At 64.5% G+C, this 17,060-nt stretch carries 13 protein-coding genes; 10 read left to right on the top strand and 3 right to left on the bottom strand.

The window, feature by feature from the left end:
- Positions 1 to 113: 113 nt before the first annotated feature.
- A complete protein-coding gene (locus ACVMB1_RS25025; RefSeq protein ID WP_456814837.1) occupies positions 114 to 1,142 on the top strand; it encodes an IS110 family RNA-guided transposase in 1,029 nt (342 codons plus the stop codon).
- A gap of 378 nt (positions 1,143 to 1,520) precedes the next feature.
- Here ACVMB1_RS25025 and ACVMB1_RS25020 read toward each other — a convergent pair whose 3' ends face one another.
- Entirely contained in the window at positions 1,521 to 2,351 is an 831-nt protein-coding gene (locus ACVMB1_RS25020; protein WP_456849339.1) for a uracil-DNA glycosylase, read from the bottom strand.
- Positions 2,352 to 2,536: 185 nt separating this feature from the next.
- On the opposite strand from ACVMB1_RS25020, the gene ACVMB1_RS25015 reads away from it, so the two are divergent.
- The 6 genes from ACVMB1_RS25015 (at position 2,537) to ACVMB1_RS24990 (ending at position 11,404) form a co-directional block, all read left to right on the top strand.
- A complete protein-coding gene (locus ACVMB1_RS25015) occupies positions 2,537 to 4,195 on the top strand; it encodes an electron transfer flavoprotein-ubiquinone oxidoreductase (RefSeq protein ID WP_141342589.1) in 1,659 nt (552 codons plus the stop codon).
- Positions 4,196 to 4,629: 434 nt separating this feature from the next.
- Positions 4,630 to 6,414: a tetratricopeptide repeat protein gene (locus ACVMB1_RS25010; RefSeq protein WP_076830325.1), complete on the top strand. Its 1,785-nt coding sequence runs from the start codon at positions 4,630 to 4,632 to the stop codon at positions 6,412 to 6,414.
- Positions 6,415 to 6,731: 317 nt separating this feature from the next.
- Positions 6,732 to 7,619 (top strand): 4-(cytidine 5'-diphospho)-2-C-methyl-D-erythritol kinase, encoded by an 888-nt coding sequence (locus ACVMB1_RS25005; protein ID WP_057019120.1) that lies wholly within the window; start codon positions 6,732 to 6,734, stop codon positions 7,617 to 7,619.
- A 446-nt stretch (positions 7,620 to 8,065) separates the two neighbouring features.
- Positions 8,066 to 8,992: an SMP-30/gluconolactonase/LRE family protein gene (locus tag ACVMB1_RS25000; RefSeq protein WP_057019121.1), complete on the top strand. Its 927-nt coding sequence runs from the start codon at positions 8,066 to 8,068 to the stop codon at positions 8,990 to 8,992.
- A gap of 146 nt (positions 8,993 to 9,138) precedes the next feature.
- Positions 9,139 to 9,732, top strand: a complete 594-nt coding sequence (locus ACVMB1_RS24995) for a GNAT family N-acetyltransferase (protein ID WP_057019122.1) — start codon at positions 9,139 to 9,141, stop codon at positions 9,730 to 9,732.
- Between the two features lie 28 nt (positions 9,733 to 9,760).
- Complete coding sequence (locus tag ACVMB1_RS24990; RefSeq protein ID WP_057019123.1) at positions 9,761 to 11,404, top strand: GMC family oxidoreductase; 1,644 nt, start codon at positions 9,761 to 9,763, stop codon at positions 11,402 to 11,404.
- Positions 11,405 to 11,575: 171 nt separating this feature from the next.
- Here ACVMB1_RS24990 and ACVMB1_RS24985 read toward each other — a convergent pair whose 3' ends face one another.
- Positions 11,576 to 13,078 carry a flavin-containing monooxygenase gene (locus tag ACVMB1_RS24985; RefSeq protein ID WP_057019124.1) on the bottom strand — a complete coding sequence of 501 codons (1,503 nt, stop codon included), beginning with the start codon at positions 13,076 to 13,078 and terminating at the stop codon, positions 11,576 to 11,578.
- A gap of 90 nt (positions 13,079 to 13,168) precedes the next feature.
- Positions 13,169 to 14,011 (bottom strand): AAA family ATPase, encoded by an 843-nt coding sequence (locus tag ACVMB1_RS24980; RefSeq protein ID WP_016847781.1) that lies wholly within the window; start codon positions 14,009 to 14,011, stop codon positions 13,169 to 13,171.
- A 365-nt stretch (positions 14,012 to 14,376) separates the two neighbouring features.
- Here ACVMB1_RS24980 and ACVMB1_RS24975 point away from each other — a divergent pair, with 365 nt between their 5' ends.
- From ACVMB1_RS24975 to sseA, 3 genes are all read left to right on the top strand, one after another.
- Positions 14,377 to 15,552, top strand: coding sequence for a vWA domain-containing protein (locus ACVMB1_RS24975; RefSeq protein ID WP_016847779.1), 1,176 nt, complete (start codon positions 14,377 to 14,379; stop codon positions 15,550 to 15,552).
- Between the two features lie 132 nt (positions 15,553 to 15,684).
- Positions 15,685 to 16,098 carry a rhodanese-like domain-containing protein gene (locus tag ACVMB1_RS24970; RefSeq protein WP_016847778.1) on the top strand — a complete coding sequence of 138 codons (414 nt, stop codon included), beginning with the start codon at positions 15,685 to 15,687 and terminating at the stop codon, positions 16,096 to 16,098.
- Between the two features lie 99 nt (positions 16,099 to 16,197).
- Positions 16,198 to 17,055, top strand: a complete 858-nt coding sequence (gene sseA, locus ACVMB1_RS24965) for a 3-mercaptopyruvate sulfurtransferase (protein ID WP_141342587.1) — start codon at positions 16,198 to 16,200, stop codon at positions 17,053 to 17,055.
- The last annotated feature ends 5 nt before the right edge of the window (positions 17,056 to 17,060 follow it).

Genomic DNA, 17,060 nt, shown 5'->3' with positions numbered 1-17,060 from the left:
AATTTGGAAGCGCGCTCGCGAGCGGCCTGTTGGTTGGAAGGCGGTCGTCCCTCAAACTGATGGTGTTCAACGGAGTCGGGCAAGCCCGCTCCAAGCATCATTAAGGGACGACCATGTACCACTATGCAGGAATTGACGTGTCTTTGGAATGCTCGAGCGTTTGCCTTGTCGATGGGACAGGCAAGATTTTGCGCGAGACGAAGGTTGCGAGCGAGCCGGCGGCGCTGATCGCCTGGTTCCGGTCGCTGGGTCTGGTACTGGAACGGATCGGGCTGGAGGCAGGCCCCTTGTCGCAATGGCTGTATGCGGGTCTGCGAGACGCAGGGCTTGCGGTCGAGCTGCTGGAAACGCGGCACGTTCGCGAAGCCTTCAAGTCGATGCCGGTGAAGACGGACCGCAACGATGCCCGCCGGATCGCGCAGTTGATGCGGCTCGGCTGGTTCCGGCCGGTGCACTGCAAGCCGGTCGCGGCGCAGGAGACCCGCGCCATCCTGACGGCGCGCAAGCTGCTGCAATCCAAGCTTCGCGATGTCGAGAACAGCCTGCGCGGCATACTTCGCGGTTTTGGCCTGAAGGTCGGTGCGACCACCGAGCGCACGTTCGCCGGACGCATCCGCGAGCTCGTGACCGGCCATCCCGGACTGGAGTTGGTCGCGGCGGCGCTGCTCCAAGCCCATGCGGTGCTGCTGCGGGAGTTCAAGAGCCTGGACAAGCACACCCAGAAGCTCGCCAGGACGCATCCATCCGCCAAGCTCCTGATGACAACGCCGTCCGTTGGTCCGATCGTGGCGCTCACCTATGCCGCGGCGATCGACGACCCGAAGCGCTTCCGCTCCTCGAAGGCCACGGGAGCCCACTTTGGGCTCACCCCGAAGAAGTACCAGTCCGGTGAGACCGACTACACCGGCCGCATCAGCAAGATCGGGGATGCCTCCGTGCGCGAGGCACTCTACCAGGCAGCTCACGTCATGCTGACCAAGCCGGTCAAGAATTGCTCGGCATTGAAGAGCTGGGCGATGCGGATCGCCCGGCGCGCAGGCATGCGCAAGGCCAAGGTAGCGCTGGCTCGCAAGCTCGCCGTGATCCTGCATCGCATGCTCGCCGACACCAAACCGTTCAACCCGATGACCAAGGCCATCTAGCCAGGAGCAGCAATCGGTTCCGGGCGGGCCACGACACCAGGCTCTCCCCGAGCGAAGTCCCTCCGCTGGGACGATGGATCCGGTCAGGCCGCCATCCGGGAAGTGGCTCACGACCACGCAATCCGTAGATTGGCCGGCCGGCTCCTCAATGCACCCCATCAGGCGACGGCCTTCGCGCCGATCCCGTACAGAAGCAAGTGCCCGGCGAGTGGATGACGCGAAAAGGGATTGACTAACCAAGGCCCGTTACAGAAGCCCGGATGAAGCGCAGCGAAATCCGGGGCCGCTCTTTTACGCCACCTGATCCACCCGGATTGCGCGGAGCCTGTCATCGGGCGCGCGTCCGCGCGACCCGTTGGCTCCATCCGGGCTACGAAGCTACGCGCTCGCCACCTGCAACACCTTCGCGATCGCGCGCAGATCCTGCCAGGACAGCCGCTTGTACGACGGCGAGCGCAGCAGATAGGCGGGATGGAAGGTGGCGACGGCGCGGATCGTGCGGGTGCCGGTGTCGTAGTCGATCCATTTGCCGCGCGTGCGCATGATGCCCTCGCGCGTTCCGAGCAGCGCCTGCGTCGAGGGATTGCCGAGCGTCACCAGCACGTCGGGATTCACGAGTTCGACATGGCGCTGGATGAAGGGCAGGCACACCTGCGTCTCCTGCGGCGTCGGCGTACGGTTGCCGGGCGGCCGCCACGGGATCACGTTGGCGATATAGGCCTTGCTGCGGTCGAGCCCGATCGCCGCGATCATGCGGTCGAGCAGCTTGCCGGAACGGCCCACGAACGGCAGGCCCTCGATGTCCTCGTCGCCGCCCGGCGCCTCGCCGACGAACATCACGCGCGCCTGCGGATTGCCGTCGGCGAACACCAGCCTGGTTGCGGTGTGCTTCAACGCGCAGCCGTCGAAATTCTCCATCAGCGTGCGCAGGGCTGCAAGCGTCGGCGCAGTCCGCGCAGCCTCGCGCGCGGAAGCGATCGCGGCATCCGGCGCCACGGTGATTTCGCTGCGCGGAACTGACGGCATCGGCGGCGGACGCAGCGGATTGAGTGCAACTGATGGGCGCGGCGCGGCTGGGGCGGGAACTGGCTCCGGCTCCTCGAGCCGGTTGATCGGCGCATCGCCAAGCGCGCAATCGACCCCGGCCTCGAGGTAAAAGGCCAGCAATTGCTGCAGTGTAGGGGTGGGCTCGGGCGGCAGGGCCATCATGGGCGCAATCTAGAGCATCGACCAGAAAAGTGGAGGGCGGTTTTCGGAAAAGATTATTCTCTTGCGGTACCCGGGCCGTGCAAACCCATGGAAGCGCAATTCCATGGTTGTCCTTCCGCCAAAAATCGGAAACAACGACCCGTGAAAAGCTTAGAAGCGTTCTCAATGGGCTGAGATCAAAGATCATGAGTGCTGAAGACCTTCCTCCGCGCGAGTCTATGGAATTCGACGTCGTCATCGTCGGCGCCGGCCCGTCGGGCCTGTCGGCCGCGATCCGGCTGAAGCAGCTCAATCCGGAGCTCTCGATCGTCGTGGTGGAGAAGGGCTCCGAGGTCGGCGCGCACATCCTCTCGGGTGCGGTGATCGATCCGGCCGGGCTCGACAAGCTCGTGCCCGACTGGCGCGACGACGCCGATTGTCCGCTGAAGACGCAGGTCAAGGACGACCGCTTCTACTGGACGACGTCGCAAGGCTGGTTCCGCCTGCCGAACTTCATCATGCCGCCGCTGATGAACAATCATCACTGCTACATCGGCTCGCTCGGCAATGTCTGCCGCTGGCTGGCACCGAAGGCGGAAGCGCTCGGCGTCGAGATCTATCCGGGCTTTGCCGCGGCCGAAGTGCTTTATGACGACAAGGGCGCGGTGCGCGGCATCGCCACCGGCGACATGGGCATTGCCAGGGACGGCAGCCACAAGGATTCCTACACCCGCGGCATGGAGCTGCTCGGCAAATATACGCTGTTCGCCGAAGGCGCACGCGGCTCGCTGTCCAAGCAGCTGATCGCGAAGTTCAATCTCGATGCCAACTCCGAGCCGCCGAAGTTCGGCATCGGCCTCAAGGAGGTCTGGCAGATCGACCCGGCGAAGCACAAGAAGGGTCGGGTGCAGCACACGCTCGGCTGGCCGCTGAACGACAGGACCGGCGGCGGCTCGTTCCTCTATCATTACGACGACAACCGCGTCGCGGTCGGCTTCGTCGTGCATCTGAACTACAACGATCCCTATCTGTCGCCGTTCGACGAATTCCAGCGCTTCAAGACCCATCCCGATGTCCGCGAGCTGTTCGAGGGCGGCAAGCGGCTCGCCTATGGCGCGCGCGCCATCACCGAGGGCGGCTACCAGTCGGTGCCCCGGCTCTCGTTCCCGGGCGGCGCGTTGATTGGCTGCGCGGCGGGCTTCGTCAACGTGCCGCGCATCAAGGGCGTCCACAACGCGATGGGCTCCGGCATGCTCGCCGCCGAGCATGTCGCGGCCGCGCTCGGCGCCGGACGCGCCAATGACGAGCTCGTCGAGTACGAGAACGCCTGGCGCTCGTCGGCGATCGGCAAGGACCTGTTCAAGGTCCGCAATGCCAAGCCGTTGCTGTCGAAGTTCGGCAACATGCTCGGAACGGTGCTCTCCGGCTTCGACATGTGGTGCAACACGCTCGGCTTCTCGCTGTTCGGCACCCAGTCGCACGCCAAGCCGGACCGCAAGACGCTCGATCCGTCCAAGCAGCACCAGCCGATCGCCTATCCGAAGCCGGACGGCAAGATCTCGTTCGACAAGCTGTCGTCGGTGTTCCTGTCCAACACCAACCATGAGGAGGACCAGCCGGTCCATCTCAAGGTCGCCGACCTCAATCTGCAGAAGACCTCGGAACACGACGTGTTCGCCGGTCCGTCCAACCGCTATTGCCCGGCCGGCGTTTATGAATGGGTCGAGGAATCGACGGGTCCGCGCTTCCAGATCAACGCCCAGAACTGCGTCCACTGCAAAACCTGCGACGTGAAGGACCCCAACGGCAACATCACCTGGGTTCCGCCGGAGGGCGGCGGCGGTCCGAACTACGAGGCAATGTGAGGCCAGGGTGAGCTCGAGGCGGCCGACCACATTTGCGTGAGGCGGCTGCGCGAGTTGCCGCAACCTCCGCTTGGCCTCTCCGCGCGTGGAGCGGCCGGATTGCACCCCCGGTTACAACAGAAGGCGCGAAAAGGGGTGCCGTGGCACCCTTATCTCGCGCCTTTTTGCGTCCGCGCGCGAATATGCCCGGCCCGGTCACGATACCGCCATAGTGGAAGCGTCTTGCGGGGGCTGGCTGGATCGGCGGGCCTAAAGGCCTAATCTGCCAATTGATTCGTCATGGGTTGCCTTTGGGCGATCCTTGCGGATGAGCGCCAAAAGCGGCATTGTCCCCCGCCGTGATGCCGCCGCTTGGGTTCGCATTTTGAGACTGATCGCAAGATCTTGGCCATAAAATCCATCTTGGCGTAAATCCCTGGAGCAAGGCGACCGTGATGCTGTCCACCCGATTCCACCGCCTGACGATTGCCGTTCTCGCTGCCGCGGCGCTTGCCGTGCCTGCGCAGCTTGCAGCGCAAACGCCGGACCATCCGACCGACAATGCCGCGCAATTCCCGTCCAAGAACGACCTGAAGTCGCTGACCACCGCCGGCAGCTATCTCGCCGCCCGCCACGCCAGCGTCGAGCGCGATGCGACCTCGGCCGCGACGTTCTACCGCTCGGCGCTGCGCACCGACCCGAAGAATTCCGAGCTGCTCGACCGCGCCTTCATCTCCTCGCTCGCCGACGGCGACATCGAGGAGGCGGTCAAGCTCGCCGACCGCATCCTCACCCAGGACAAGGCCAACCGCGTCGCGCGCCTCGTCGTCGGCGTGCGCGATCTCAAGCTGAAGAAATATGCCGCCGCGCAGTCCAACATCAACCAGTCGGTGCGCGGCCCGATCACCGATCTCGTCGCGACGCTGCTGTCGGCCTGGGCCGCCTATGGCGCCGGCGACAGCAAGGCCGCGGTCGCCTCGATCGACAAGCTGACCGGCCCCGAGTGGTACCCGATCTTCAAGGACCTGCATGCCGGCATGATCTATGAGCTGTCCGGCAAGGAGAAGGATGCCGGCGCCCGCTTCGAGCGCGTCTACAAGCTCGACGATTCGATGCTGCGCACGGTCGACGAATATGCGCGCTGGACCTCGCGCAACAAGGACGCGGCCGCCGCGACCGCGATGTACGAGGCCTTCGACAAGAAGCTGCCGCGTCACCCGCTGGTGCTGGAAGGCATCAAGGAGACCAAGGCCGGCAAGAAGCTGCCGCCGCTGGTCGAGTCGCCGCAGGCCGGCGCGGCCGAGGCGCTCTACGGCATCGGCGCGACGCTGACCCGCCGCGGCGGCGAGGACCTCGCGCTGGTCTATCTGCAGCTCGCGCTCTATCTGCAGCCCAACCATCCGCTGGCGCTGCTGTCGCTCGCCGATCTCTATGAATCGGTGAAGAAGCCGCAGATGGCGATCAAGGTCTATGAGCGGATGCCGGCGTCCTCGCCGCTGAAGCGCAACGCGCAGATCCAGCTCGCGACCAATCTCGATGCCGCCGACCGCAGCGACGAGGCGATCAAGATCCTCAAGGAAGTCACATCGGATCAGCCGAAGGACATCGAGGCGATCCTGGCGCTCGGCAATATCGAGCGCGGCCGCAAGAAGTTCGCCGACTGCGCCACCACCTATTCGCAGGCGATCGACGCGCTGCCGGCCGGCGGCGACAAGAACGCCTGGGTCACCTATTACTATCGCGGCATCTGCGAGGAGCGCTCCAAGCAGTGGAACAAGGCCGAGGCCGACATGCGCAAGGCGCTCGAGCTGCAGCCCGAGCAGCCGCATGTGCTGAACTATCTCGGCTATTCCTGGATCGACCAGGGCATCAACCTCGACGAAGGCATGAAGATGATCAAGCGCGCCGTCGATCAGCGCCCTGACGACGGCTACATCGTGGACTCGCTCGGTTGGGCCTATTACCGGATCGGCAATTACGAGGAGGCGGTCAAGAACCTCGAGCGCGCGATCGATCTGAAGCCGGAAGATCCGACCATCAACGACCATCTCGGCGACGCCTACTGGCGCGTCGGCCGCACCCTGGAAGCCAAGTTCCAGTGGGCGCATGCCCGCGACCTCAAGCCCGAGCCGGAAGAGCTGCCGAAGATCCAGGCCAAGATCGACAACGGCCTGCCGGACGACACCTCCAACGCCGCCGCTGCCGAGAAGAAGAAGGACGACGACGGCAAGGGTGGCTGAGCGGCGGTCGTCGCGCTGCATCTTCATAAAATACCGTGATGCCCGGGCGCGCGAAGCGCGTCTTCGCGCAAGATGTCCCGGGCATTGACGTTTGCCCGTCATGGCCGGGCTTGACCCGGCCATCCATCCCTTCGAGAAATTCGTTCTTGGTTGATAGATGCCCGGGTCATAGGCGAGCGGAAGCGACGCCGTCCTTCAGACGGCTATGCCCGGGCATGACGAGTCATGGCGGAATTTCCATCCAAACAAAGGGATAGGATCGTACGGCGATTTACGCTAATCGCATCACGATGTTTGTTTTTTAGGGGTTTATCGCCGTGCCGGCGCTGATTGAAGAAGGGCGTGCCAAGGTCAACCTGACGCTGAAGGTTGTCGGGCGGCGCGTCGACGGGTTTCACGACTTGGAGAGCGTCGTCGCATTTGCCGATTGCGCCGATCGCCTGATGCTCGAGCCGGGACCCGAGCTGTCGCTTTCGATGGCGGGGCCGCTGGCCGATGCCTGCGGCGACACCTCTGACAATCTGGTGCTGAAGGCCGCGCGGCTGCTCGGCGAGCGCGTCGCGGACCTCGAGGTCGGCCACTTCACGCTGGAGAAGGTGCTGCCGGTTGCGGCCGGCATCGGCGGCGGCTCGGCGGATGCCGCGGCGGCGCTGCGGCTGTTGGCGCGGCTCAATGAGCTCTCGCTCGACGATAGCCGGATCATGGAGGTCGCGCTGCAGACCGGCGCCGACGTGCCGGTGTGCGTCGCCTCGCGGGCCTGCGACATGACCGGCGTCGGCGAAGGCCTGCTGCCGCTCGACCTGCCGAAAATGCCGTGCGTGCTGGTCAATCCGCGCGTGCCGGTTGCGACCAGGGACGTCTTCAATGCGCTCGGCCTGCGCAATGGCGAGCTCCTGATCGGCGCCACCGACGTCGTGATGCAGGCGCCGTCATGGCCGGAAGCCGGGCGCGCGATCGACGATTGGATCGCGGCGCTGGAGCGCGGCACCAACGATCTCGAAGCCCCCGCGGCGCGCATCCAGCCCGTCATCAGTGACGTGCTGTCCGCGCTGCGTGAGACCCGGGGCGTTCGTCTGGTGCGCATGTCGGGCTCGGGCGCGACCTGCTTTGCAGTGTTCGGAACCGACGCCGACGCCGAGGCGGCCGGCGAACAACTCCGCGCCGGTCACCCCGGCTGGTGGGTGCATGCGGGCACGCTGAGCTAGTGCGCGCCCATTCTCTCTCCGTCATTCCGAGGCTCGCGCCAGGAGGCGCGCCCTCAGGCGCGCAATTGCGCACTGGGGAATGACGACGGAGAGGGGTGCGACAAAACAACCCGACGGGCAACTCAGCAAAACCTGTCAATCCTCGCGCGCGAAAATATTTCGCTTCATCCGAATCGCGAAGCTCGGACAGTGTCGCGAGAACGCGGAAATTTGACTCACTGACCGTGCCACCTATTCGGTGTCGTCCCTGCCTAGTGCGCAATTGCGCACTAGGCAGGGACGACAGGGGCATTTGCGGCGCGCCCATCCCGCCCCAACGCCGGGCAGCCTTGCGGGGCCATTGCTTGGCAAGCCAAACCCCGTTTGCCATAACAGGATGAAACAACAACGTTGCGCGTGCGGGGCCGTTCGGAATCCGCCTGCAGCCAAAGAGCCGGGAGGATGCCATGGCCAATATCCGAGTTCTCGCCACCGATCTGGAGTTTCCCGAAGGTCCCGTCGTCATGCCCGACGGTTCGGTCGTGCTGGTCGAAATCCGCGGCCAGCGGCTGACGCGGGTCTATCCCGACGGGCGCAAGGAGATCGTCGCCAAGGTGCCGGGCGGCCCGAACGGCGCGGCGCTCGGTCCCGACGGCAAGATGTACATCTGCAACAATGGCGGCTTCTCCTGGATTCCGACCCGCAACATGATCATGCCGGGGCCGCAGCCCGAGGATTATCTCGGCGGCTCGATCCAGCGCGTCGATCTGCAATCCGGCAAGGTCGAGACCGTGGTGACGAAATGCGGCGAGCACGCGCTGCGCGGGCCGAATGACCTGGTGTTCGACAGGCAGGGTGGCCTGTGGTTCTCCGACCTCGGCAAGCGCCGCGCCCGCGACATGGATGTCGGCGCGTTCTATTATCTGAAGCCCGGCATGAACGAGATCGTCGAGGCTGTGCACGGCATCCTGCCAGCCAACGGCATCGGCCTGTCGCCGGACGAGAAGACCGTCTACATCGCGGAGACGCCGACCGCGCGGCTGTGGGCGTATGAAGTTTCCGAGCCCGGCACCGTCAAGCCGCGCGACGTGATCTATCGCGGCGAGCGCGGCAAGCCGATCGCCGGCCTCGGCGGCTACCAGATGTTCGACTCGCTCGCGGTCGAGGCATCGGGCAATGTCTGCGTCGCGACGCTGGTGTCGGGCTGCATCTCGGTGATCGCGCCCGACGGCACCGTGGTCGAGCAGGTGCCGACCGGCGACCGCGTCACCACCAACATCGCCTTCGGCGGCCCCGAGCTGAAGACCGCCTACATCACGCTGTCGGGCAAGGGCGAGCTGATCGCGATGGACTGGCCGCGGCCGGGATTGCCGCTGAATTTTCTGAATAGATGACGATTGCGGTTCGCGAAGCGCAATCGTCATTCCGGGATGGTGCGAAGCGCCAGACCCGGAATCTCGAGATTCCCCGATGCGCAATTGCGCATCTGAGGTTCGATGCTGCGCATCGCCCCGGAATGACAAAGATGGAGAGATCTCGAATGCCCTGGCTTGAACCGGTCACCCTTCGCGGCGCGCATGCGCGGCTGGAGCCGTTGTCCCACGATCATCGCGACGGGCTGGTCGAGGCGGTGAAGGACGGCGAGCTGTCAAAGCTCTGGTACACCGCGATCCCGCAGCCGGAGAACATGGCCAAGGAGATCGACCGCCGGCTCGGCCTGCAAAAGGCCGGATCGATGCTGCCGTTCACGGTGTTCGACGCCGACGGCAAGATTTCCGGCATGACGACCTACATGAACGTCGACACGTCGAACCGTCGCGTTGAGATCGGCTCGACCTGGTACGCCAAGCGTGTGCAGCGCAGCGCGGTCAATACGCAGTGCAAACTGCTACTGCTGATCCATGCCTTCGAGAAGCTTGATTGCATCGCGGTCGAGTTCCGCACGCATTTCTTCAATCACCAGAGCCGGCGTGGCATCGAGCGGCTGGGTGCGAAGCAGGACGGCATTCTGCGCAGCCATCAGATCGCGCCCAACGGCACGTTGCGCGACACCGTGGTTTACAGCATCATCGCCAGCGAATGGCCGACGGTGAAGGCGCATCTGACCTATCAACTCAACGAAAAGCCGCGCTGACACGATAGTCGGCGCCAGAAACGAGACGATGGAAACGTTCGATTATGTGATTATCGGCGCAGGCTCCGCCGGGAGCGTGCTGACCAACCGCTTGAGTGAAGACGCAGGCACCAAGGTGTGCGTGCTCGAGGCGGGGCCGAGCGACTGGCATCCCTACATCCATCTGCCGGCCGGCTTCATCAAGACCTTCCATATGAAGAGCGTGAACTGGGCCTATCAGCAGGAGGTGGGTCCCTACACCGGCGGGCGCAGCATCTATGCGCCGCGCGGCAAGACGCTCGGCGGCTCGTCCTCGATCAACGGCCACATTTATAATCGCGGCCAGCGCCAGGATTTCGACACCTGGGCGCAGCTCGGCAATCGCGGCTGGGGCTATCCTGACGTGCTGCCCTATTTCCGGCGCATGGAGAGGCGGATCGGCGAGGGCGACGACACCTATCGCGGCCGCGACGGCAACCTCACCGTCACCACCATGGACTGGCAGGATCCACTCTGCGAGGCCTTCATGGCAGGCGCGGTCAGCCTCGGCATTCCGCGCAATCCTGATTACAACGGCCAGATACAGGAAGGCGTGTCGTACTGCCAGCGCACCATCCGAAACGGCCGCCGGGTCAGCGCCGCGACCGCGTTCCTGCATCCGGCGCGGCGGCGGCCCAATGTCGATGTGCGCACGCATGCGCATGTCACCGGCATCATCTTCGAGGGCAAGCGCGCGGTCGGCGTGCGCTACAACCGCGGCGGCAAGCACGGCGATCCCCTGGAGATCCGCGTCACCAAGGAGGTCATCCTCTCCGGCGGCGCCTACAACTCGCCGCAGCTGTTGCAGCTCTCCGGCGTCGGCGCGCCTGAGCTGTTGCAGGCGCACGGCATCGAGGTGCGCCACGCGCTGCCGGGCGTCGGCGAAGGTTTGCAGGATCATTACGCGCCGCGCTCGGTGGCGCGGGTCAAGAACATCAGGACCATCAACGAGCTTCGCCGCGGCTTCAGCCTGTGGGGCGAGGCGATCAAATGGGCGACGACGCGGCGCGGCCTGCTGTCGCTGTCGCCTACCATGGTCTACTGTTTCTGGCATTCCGGCGAGACCACCGAGAGCTCCGATCTGCAGCTCACCTTCACGCCGGCGAGCTACAAGGAAGGCGTGCAGGGCCAGCTCGAGGACGAGCCCGGCATGACGGTGGCGTCATGGCAGCAGCGGCCGGAGAGCCGCGGCTATGTCCGGATCCGCTCCGCCGATCCGTTCGCGCCGCCGATCATCCAGACCAACTACCTCGCCGAGGAGATCGACCGCCGCGTCGTCGTCGCCGGCATGAAGCTGGCGCGCCGGCTGCTCGCCTCCGAGCCGCTCAGTCCGTATTACGCCTATGAGGACTTTCCGGGCCCGAAGGTCACGAGCGACGACGAACTGCTCGCGGCCGCGACCGAGCGCGGCACCACCACCTTCCATCCCGGCTGCACCTGCCGGATGGGACCGGCGGACGCGCCGTGGGCGGTGGTCGACGACCAGCTTCGGGTCCATGGCATGGAGGGCCTGCGCGTGATCGACGCCTCGATCATGCCGCGGATGATCTCAGCCAATCTCAACGCCTCGACCTTGATGATCGCCGACAAGGCCTCCGACATGATCCGCGGCAAGGCACCCGAGGCGGCTGCGAAGCTGCCGGAGTATGCGTGACGGAATAGAGGCGTACGCGATGTTGCTTTTTGATCAGCGCGCTGTGTCTAACACCGTCATGCTGAGGAGGCCGCGAAGCGGCCGTCTCGAAGCACGACGGCCCGAGTGGGGCCGTGCATCCTTCGAGACGCGCTACGCGCTCCTCAGGATGACGGGACTAATATCAGGAGCTCAGCCGTAGACGAACGCCTTGTCCTTGAGGTCGATCGCCGGGAATTCGTCCTTCTCGGCCCAGTAATCCTGGTTGTGCTGCCACTCCGGCTTGTCGCCGCGCTTCGGCAAGAGGTGCATGCCGCGCATCATGTAGCCGGGGTTGAAGTTCTCCGGATCGATCCACGGCAGCAGCGGCATGTTGTGGTCTTCGGGGCGCAGTTCCGGCGTCACCTTGTTCGCGCCGGTCGCCTTCATGTGCTGCAGCAGGCGGCAGACGAAGTCGCCGACCAGATCGACGCGCAAGGTCCAGCTGGCGCGGAAATAGCCGAACACCCAGACGAGGTTCGGCACGCCGGTGAACATCATGCCGCGATAGGTCACGGTATCGGCGAAGTCGAGCGGCTTGCCGTCGATCTCGAAGTCGATGCCGCCGTTGGCGGAGAGGTGGAAGCCGGTCGCGGTGATAATGATGTCGGCCTCGAGCTGCTTGCCGGACTTGAGCAGGATGCCCGTCTCGGTGAAGCGGTCGATCTCGTCGGTGACGACCGACGCCTTGCCGCCCTTGATGGCGTGGAACAGGTCGGCATCCGGCACGAAGGCGATGCGCTGCCGCCACGGCCGGTAGCTCGGCGTGAAGTGGGTGGCAATGTCGTAGTCCTTGCCGAGGACGGCTTCGACCGCCGCCAGCAGGTCCTTCTTGGCGCCCTCGGGCTCGGCGAAGGTCCGCCTGGTGAAGGCGTCCTGCTCGAACAGTATCTTGCGGCGGGTGATCTCGTGGATCCAGTGCTCGTCGACCTGCAGCCTGCGCAGCTCCTCGGCGATCTCGATGGCGTTGCGGCCGGTGCGGAAATAGGTCGGCGAACGCTGCAGCATGGTGACATGGCCGGCATCCTTGGCCATCGCCGGGATCAGGGTCGCGGCGGTGGCGCCGGAGCCGATCACGACCACGCGCTTGCCCTTGTAGTCGAGGTCGTCGGGCCAGGTCTGCGGATGCACGACGGTGCCCTTGAACTTCGCCATGTCGGTCCATTCGGGCGTATAGCCCGCGTCGTGGCGATAATAACCCTGGCACATCCAGAAGAAGTTGGTGGTGAAGCGCAGCCGCTCGCCGGTGTCGATGCGCGTCGCATCGATGGTCCAGAGATTGGTTTCGTTCGACCACTTCGCCGCGGTGATGGTGTGGCGATAGCGGATGTGACGGGCGATGTCGTTCTCCTCGATCACCTCGCCCATGTACTTCAGGATCTCGGCCGCGGTCGCGATCGGCGCGCTGGTCCACGGCTTGAAGCGATAGCCGAAGGTGTGCAGGTCGCTGTCGGAGCGGATGCCGGGATAGCGGTGGGTGGACCAGGTACCGCCAAAAGTCTTCTGCGTCTCCAGCACCACGAAGCTGGTGCCGGGGCATTGCGTGGTGAGGTGGTAGGCGGCGCCGACGCCGGAGATGCCGGCGCCTGCGATCAGGACGTCGAAGTGCTCTGTCGTGACGGGCTCGGCGGCCCGGATCTGGGTTTGGACGTTCATCTTCCCTGGTCTTCTTGCTTGTTGGCTTGTTTGTTGAGCTGCAGAAGCAAAACGCCGGAGCCATCGCCCCGGCGTTTGCCGATATCGGAACTAGACTTCGCGGCGGCTGAGGAAAGCCAGCCGCTCGAACAGGTGCACGTCCTGCTCGTTCTTGAGCAGCGCGCCATGCAGCGGCGGGATCAGCTTGCGCGGATCGCGCTCGCGCAGCATCTCGGGGGTGATGTCCTCGTTCAACAGCAGCTTGAGCCAGTCGAGCAGTTCCGAGGTCGAGGGCTTCTTCTTCAGGCCCGGCACCTCGCGGACTTCGAAGAAGATCCGCAGCGCCTCTTCCACCAGGCGCTTCTTGATACCGGGGAAATGCACGTCGACGATCTTGCCCATCGTCTCGTTGTCGGGGAACTTGATGTAGTGGAAGAAGCAGCGGCGCAGGAAGGCGTCCGGCAGTTCCTTCTCGTTGTTCGACGTGATCATCACGATCGGGCGCAGCTTCGCCTTGATGGTCTCGCCGGTCTCGTAGACGTGGAATTCCATGCGGTCGAGTTCGAGCAGCAGATCGTTGGGGAATTCGATGTCGGCCTTGTCGATCTCGTCGATCAGCAGCACCGGGCGCTTCTCGTTGGTGAAGGCCTCCCACAGCTTGCCGCGCTTGATGTAGTTCTTGATGTCGGACACGCGGGCGTCGCCGAGCTGGCTGTCGCGCAGTCGCGAGACGGCATCGTATTCGTAGAGGCCCTGCTGCGCCTTGGTGGTCGACTTGATGTGCCAGGTCAAAAGCGGCGCGTCGATCGCCTTGGCGACTTCCTCGGCCAGTACGGTCTTGCCGGTGCCGGGCTCGCCCTTCACCAGCAGCGGGCGCTCGAGCACGATGGCGGCATTGACAGCGACCTTGAGGTCATCGGTGGCGACGTAGTCCTTGGTACCCGTGAATTTCATCTATCTGTTTGCCTTGCTTCGTTCGTCGGCGGCCCGGGCCCCCACACGAAACGACCGCTCTCGCAGCGGTCGCATGTCCTCTCCGATATCTTGTCCGGTACAATTCTAATTGAAAAAGCCGGGCGGTCTAGCGCGGATTCCGCAGCGCAGCGGTACCGATGTGGGCCTCCGCATGGAATGTCATGCATCATCTTTCCGCTCTGCGGAATGATCGCCGGCGTGGCGCGACCTTGCCGCGATGGCGCGGGCGCCGCCACGGACCGACGGCGGCGGAGGTAACCCGGTGAAAGTGGATGGCTGATCTCGGGATGAAGCACGGCCGGGGGCCCTTGACGCCACCGGCCCAGCGGGCGATCTAGGTGGGTATGTTCCTGCAGTTTTTCACATCGCTGCGCGACGCCCAGGTCCCCGTGACGCTACGGGAATATCTGACCTTGATGGAAGCGCTTGACGCCGATCTCGCCGAGCAGACGGTCGAGAACTTCTACTATTTGTCGCGCGCCGCGCTGGTGAAGGACGAGCGCAATCTCGACAAGTTCGACCGCGTGTTCGGCACCGTGTTCAAGGGGCTCGAGAGCCTGCTCGACGCCATGGGCAAGGCGGAGATCCCCGAGGAGTGGCTGAAGAAGCTCGCCGAGAAATATCTCACCGAGGAAGAGAAGAAGCAGATCGAGGCCATGGGCTGGGACAAGCTCATGGAGACCCTGAAGAAGCGGCTCGAGGAACAGAAGGGCCGCCACCAGGGCGGCAGCAAGTGGATCGGCACCGCCGGCACCTCGCCGTTCGGCGCCCATGGCTATAATCCCGAGGGCGTCCGCATTGGGCAGGAGAAGAACCGCAACAACCGCGCCGTGAAGGTATGGGACAAGCGCGAGTTCAAGGATCTCGACGGTAATGTCGAGCTCGGCATCCGCAACATCAAGGTGGCGCTGCGGCGGCTGCGCAAGTTCGCGCGTACCGGCGCGCCAGATGAGCTCGACCTCGACACCACGATCAAGGAGACCGCCAACCACGGCTATCTCGACGTGCACATGCGCCCCGAGCGGCGCAACGCGGTCAAGGTGCTGGTGTTCTTCGATATCGGCGGCTCGATGGATTCGCATATCGAGCAGGTCGAGGAACTGTTCTCGGCCGCCAAGAGCGAATTCAAGCACATGGAGTATTTCTACTTCCACAACTGCCTCTATGAAGGCGTCTGGAAGCAGAACAAGCGGCGCTTCACCGATCGCACGCCGACCTGGGACGTGCTGCACAAATATCCGCACGACTACAAGGTGGTGTTCGTGGGCGACGCCTCGATGTCGCCTTACGAGATCATGGTTCCCGGCGGCTCGGTCGAGCATGTCAATGAAGAGGCCGGCTCGGTCTGGCTCGATCGCATCATCCGCACCTATCCGCACGCGGTGTGGCTCAATCCGGTGGCGCAGAAGCACTGGGACTATTCGGAATCGACCACCATCATCCGCCGCCTGTTCTCCGAACGCATGTATCCGATCACGATCGAAGGTCTGGAGAACGCGATGCGGGAGTTGGTGCGGTAACCAATCCCGTCATTCCGGACGGTCCATGGGATCGATCCGGAATCTCGAGTTGATGAAATTCGATCGTCATTCCGGGTTCGATGCTGCCGCATCGCCCCAGAATGACGATCAAGAAAAGCCAGGGAGAGCCCCATGCCCCAGAACATCCACCGCGGCATCAAGGTGATGATCGACGAGGCCAATGCCGAGATCGAGACCATCAGCGCGGCCGACGCGATCACGCTGATCGGCAAGAACGACGTCGTCATCGTCGACATCCGCGATCCCCGCGAGATCGAGCGCGACGGCAAGATCCCCGGCGCGTTCTCCTGCACCCGCGGCATGCTGGAGTTCTGGATCGATCCGAACAGCCCCTATGCCAAGCCGATCTTCCAGGAAGACAAGAAGTTCATCTTCCACTGCGCCGGCGGCCTGCGCTCGGCGCTCGCCGCCAAGACCGCAAAGGACATGGGCCTGAAGCCGGTCGCGCATATGGGCGGCGGCTTTGCCGCCTGGCGCGAGGCCGGCGGGCCGATCGAGGCGTGGGAGCCGAAGAAAAAGGGCTAGGCAGGATGTCACACGCGGGCTTGACCCGCGTGTCCATCGCTTCAAGGCAAGATGGATTGCCGGATCAAGTCCGGCAATGACGATGGAGAAACACGCAAGATGACGATGACCGACGATCCGCTCGTTTCGACCGAATGGCTGGCTGCGCATCTCGGCGATGCCAACGTCAAGGTGCTCGACGCGACCTTCAAGCTGCCCGGCGTGCTGCCATTGCCGAAGGACGATTATCTCGCCGCGCATCTGCCGGGTGCTGTGTTCTTCGATGTCGACGCGGTGTCCGACCATGCCAATCCGCTGCCGCACATGTTTCCGAGCGCCGAGCAGTTCGGCCGCGACATCGGCGTGCTTGGCATCGGCAATGCCGACACCGTGGTGATCTACGATTCCGGCGGCTGGGTCGCGGCGCCGCGCGCCTGGTGGATGTTCCTGTCCTATGGCCATCGCAACGTGCGCATTCTCAACGGCGGCCTGAAGAAGTGGCGCGCCGAGGGCAGGGCGGTCGAGAGCGGCGAGGTGAAGCCGAAGCCTGCGACCTTCAAGGCGAGCTACGATCCGCAGCGCGTGCGCAGCATCGAGCAGATGATCGCCAATGTCGAAAGCCGTGCCGAGCAGGTGATCGATGCGCGCGCCGCCGACCGCTTCGAAGGCCGCGCGCCGGAGCCGCGTCCGGGCATCCGCGCCGGCCACATCCCAGGCGCCCGCAACGTGCCCTACAACCAATTGTTCGATGCCGCGACCGGCGAGATGAAGCCGCTCGATGACCTGCGCAAGTCGTTCGCGGGCGCCGGCGTGAAGCTCGATGCGCCCATCGTCACGAGCTGCGGCTCCGGCGTCTCGGCCGGCGTGCTGACGCTTGCGCTCTACCGGCTCGGCGTCACCGAGAGCGCGCTCTATGACGGCTCGTGGTCGGAATGGGGGCAGGCGAGCGGCCCGCCGATCGCGACGGGACCGGCCTGACAGGT

The organism is Bradyrhizobium sp. USDA 4504, from assembly GCF_054063995.1.
Note: the sequence above shows the minus strand (reverse complement) of the source record. Positions and strands in the feature narration are given on the sequence as shown.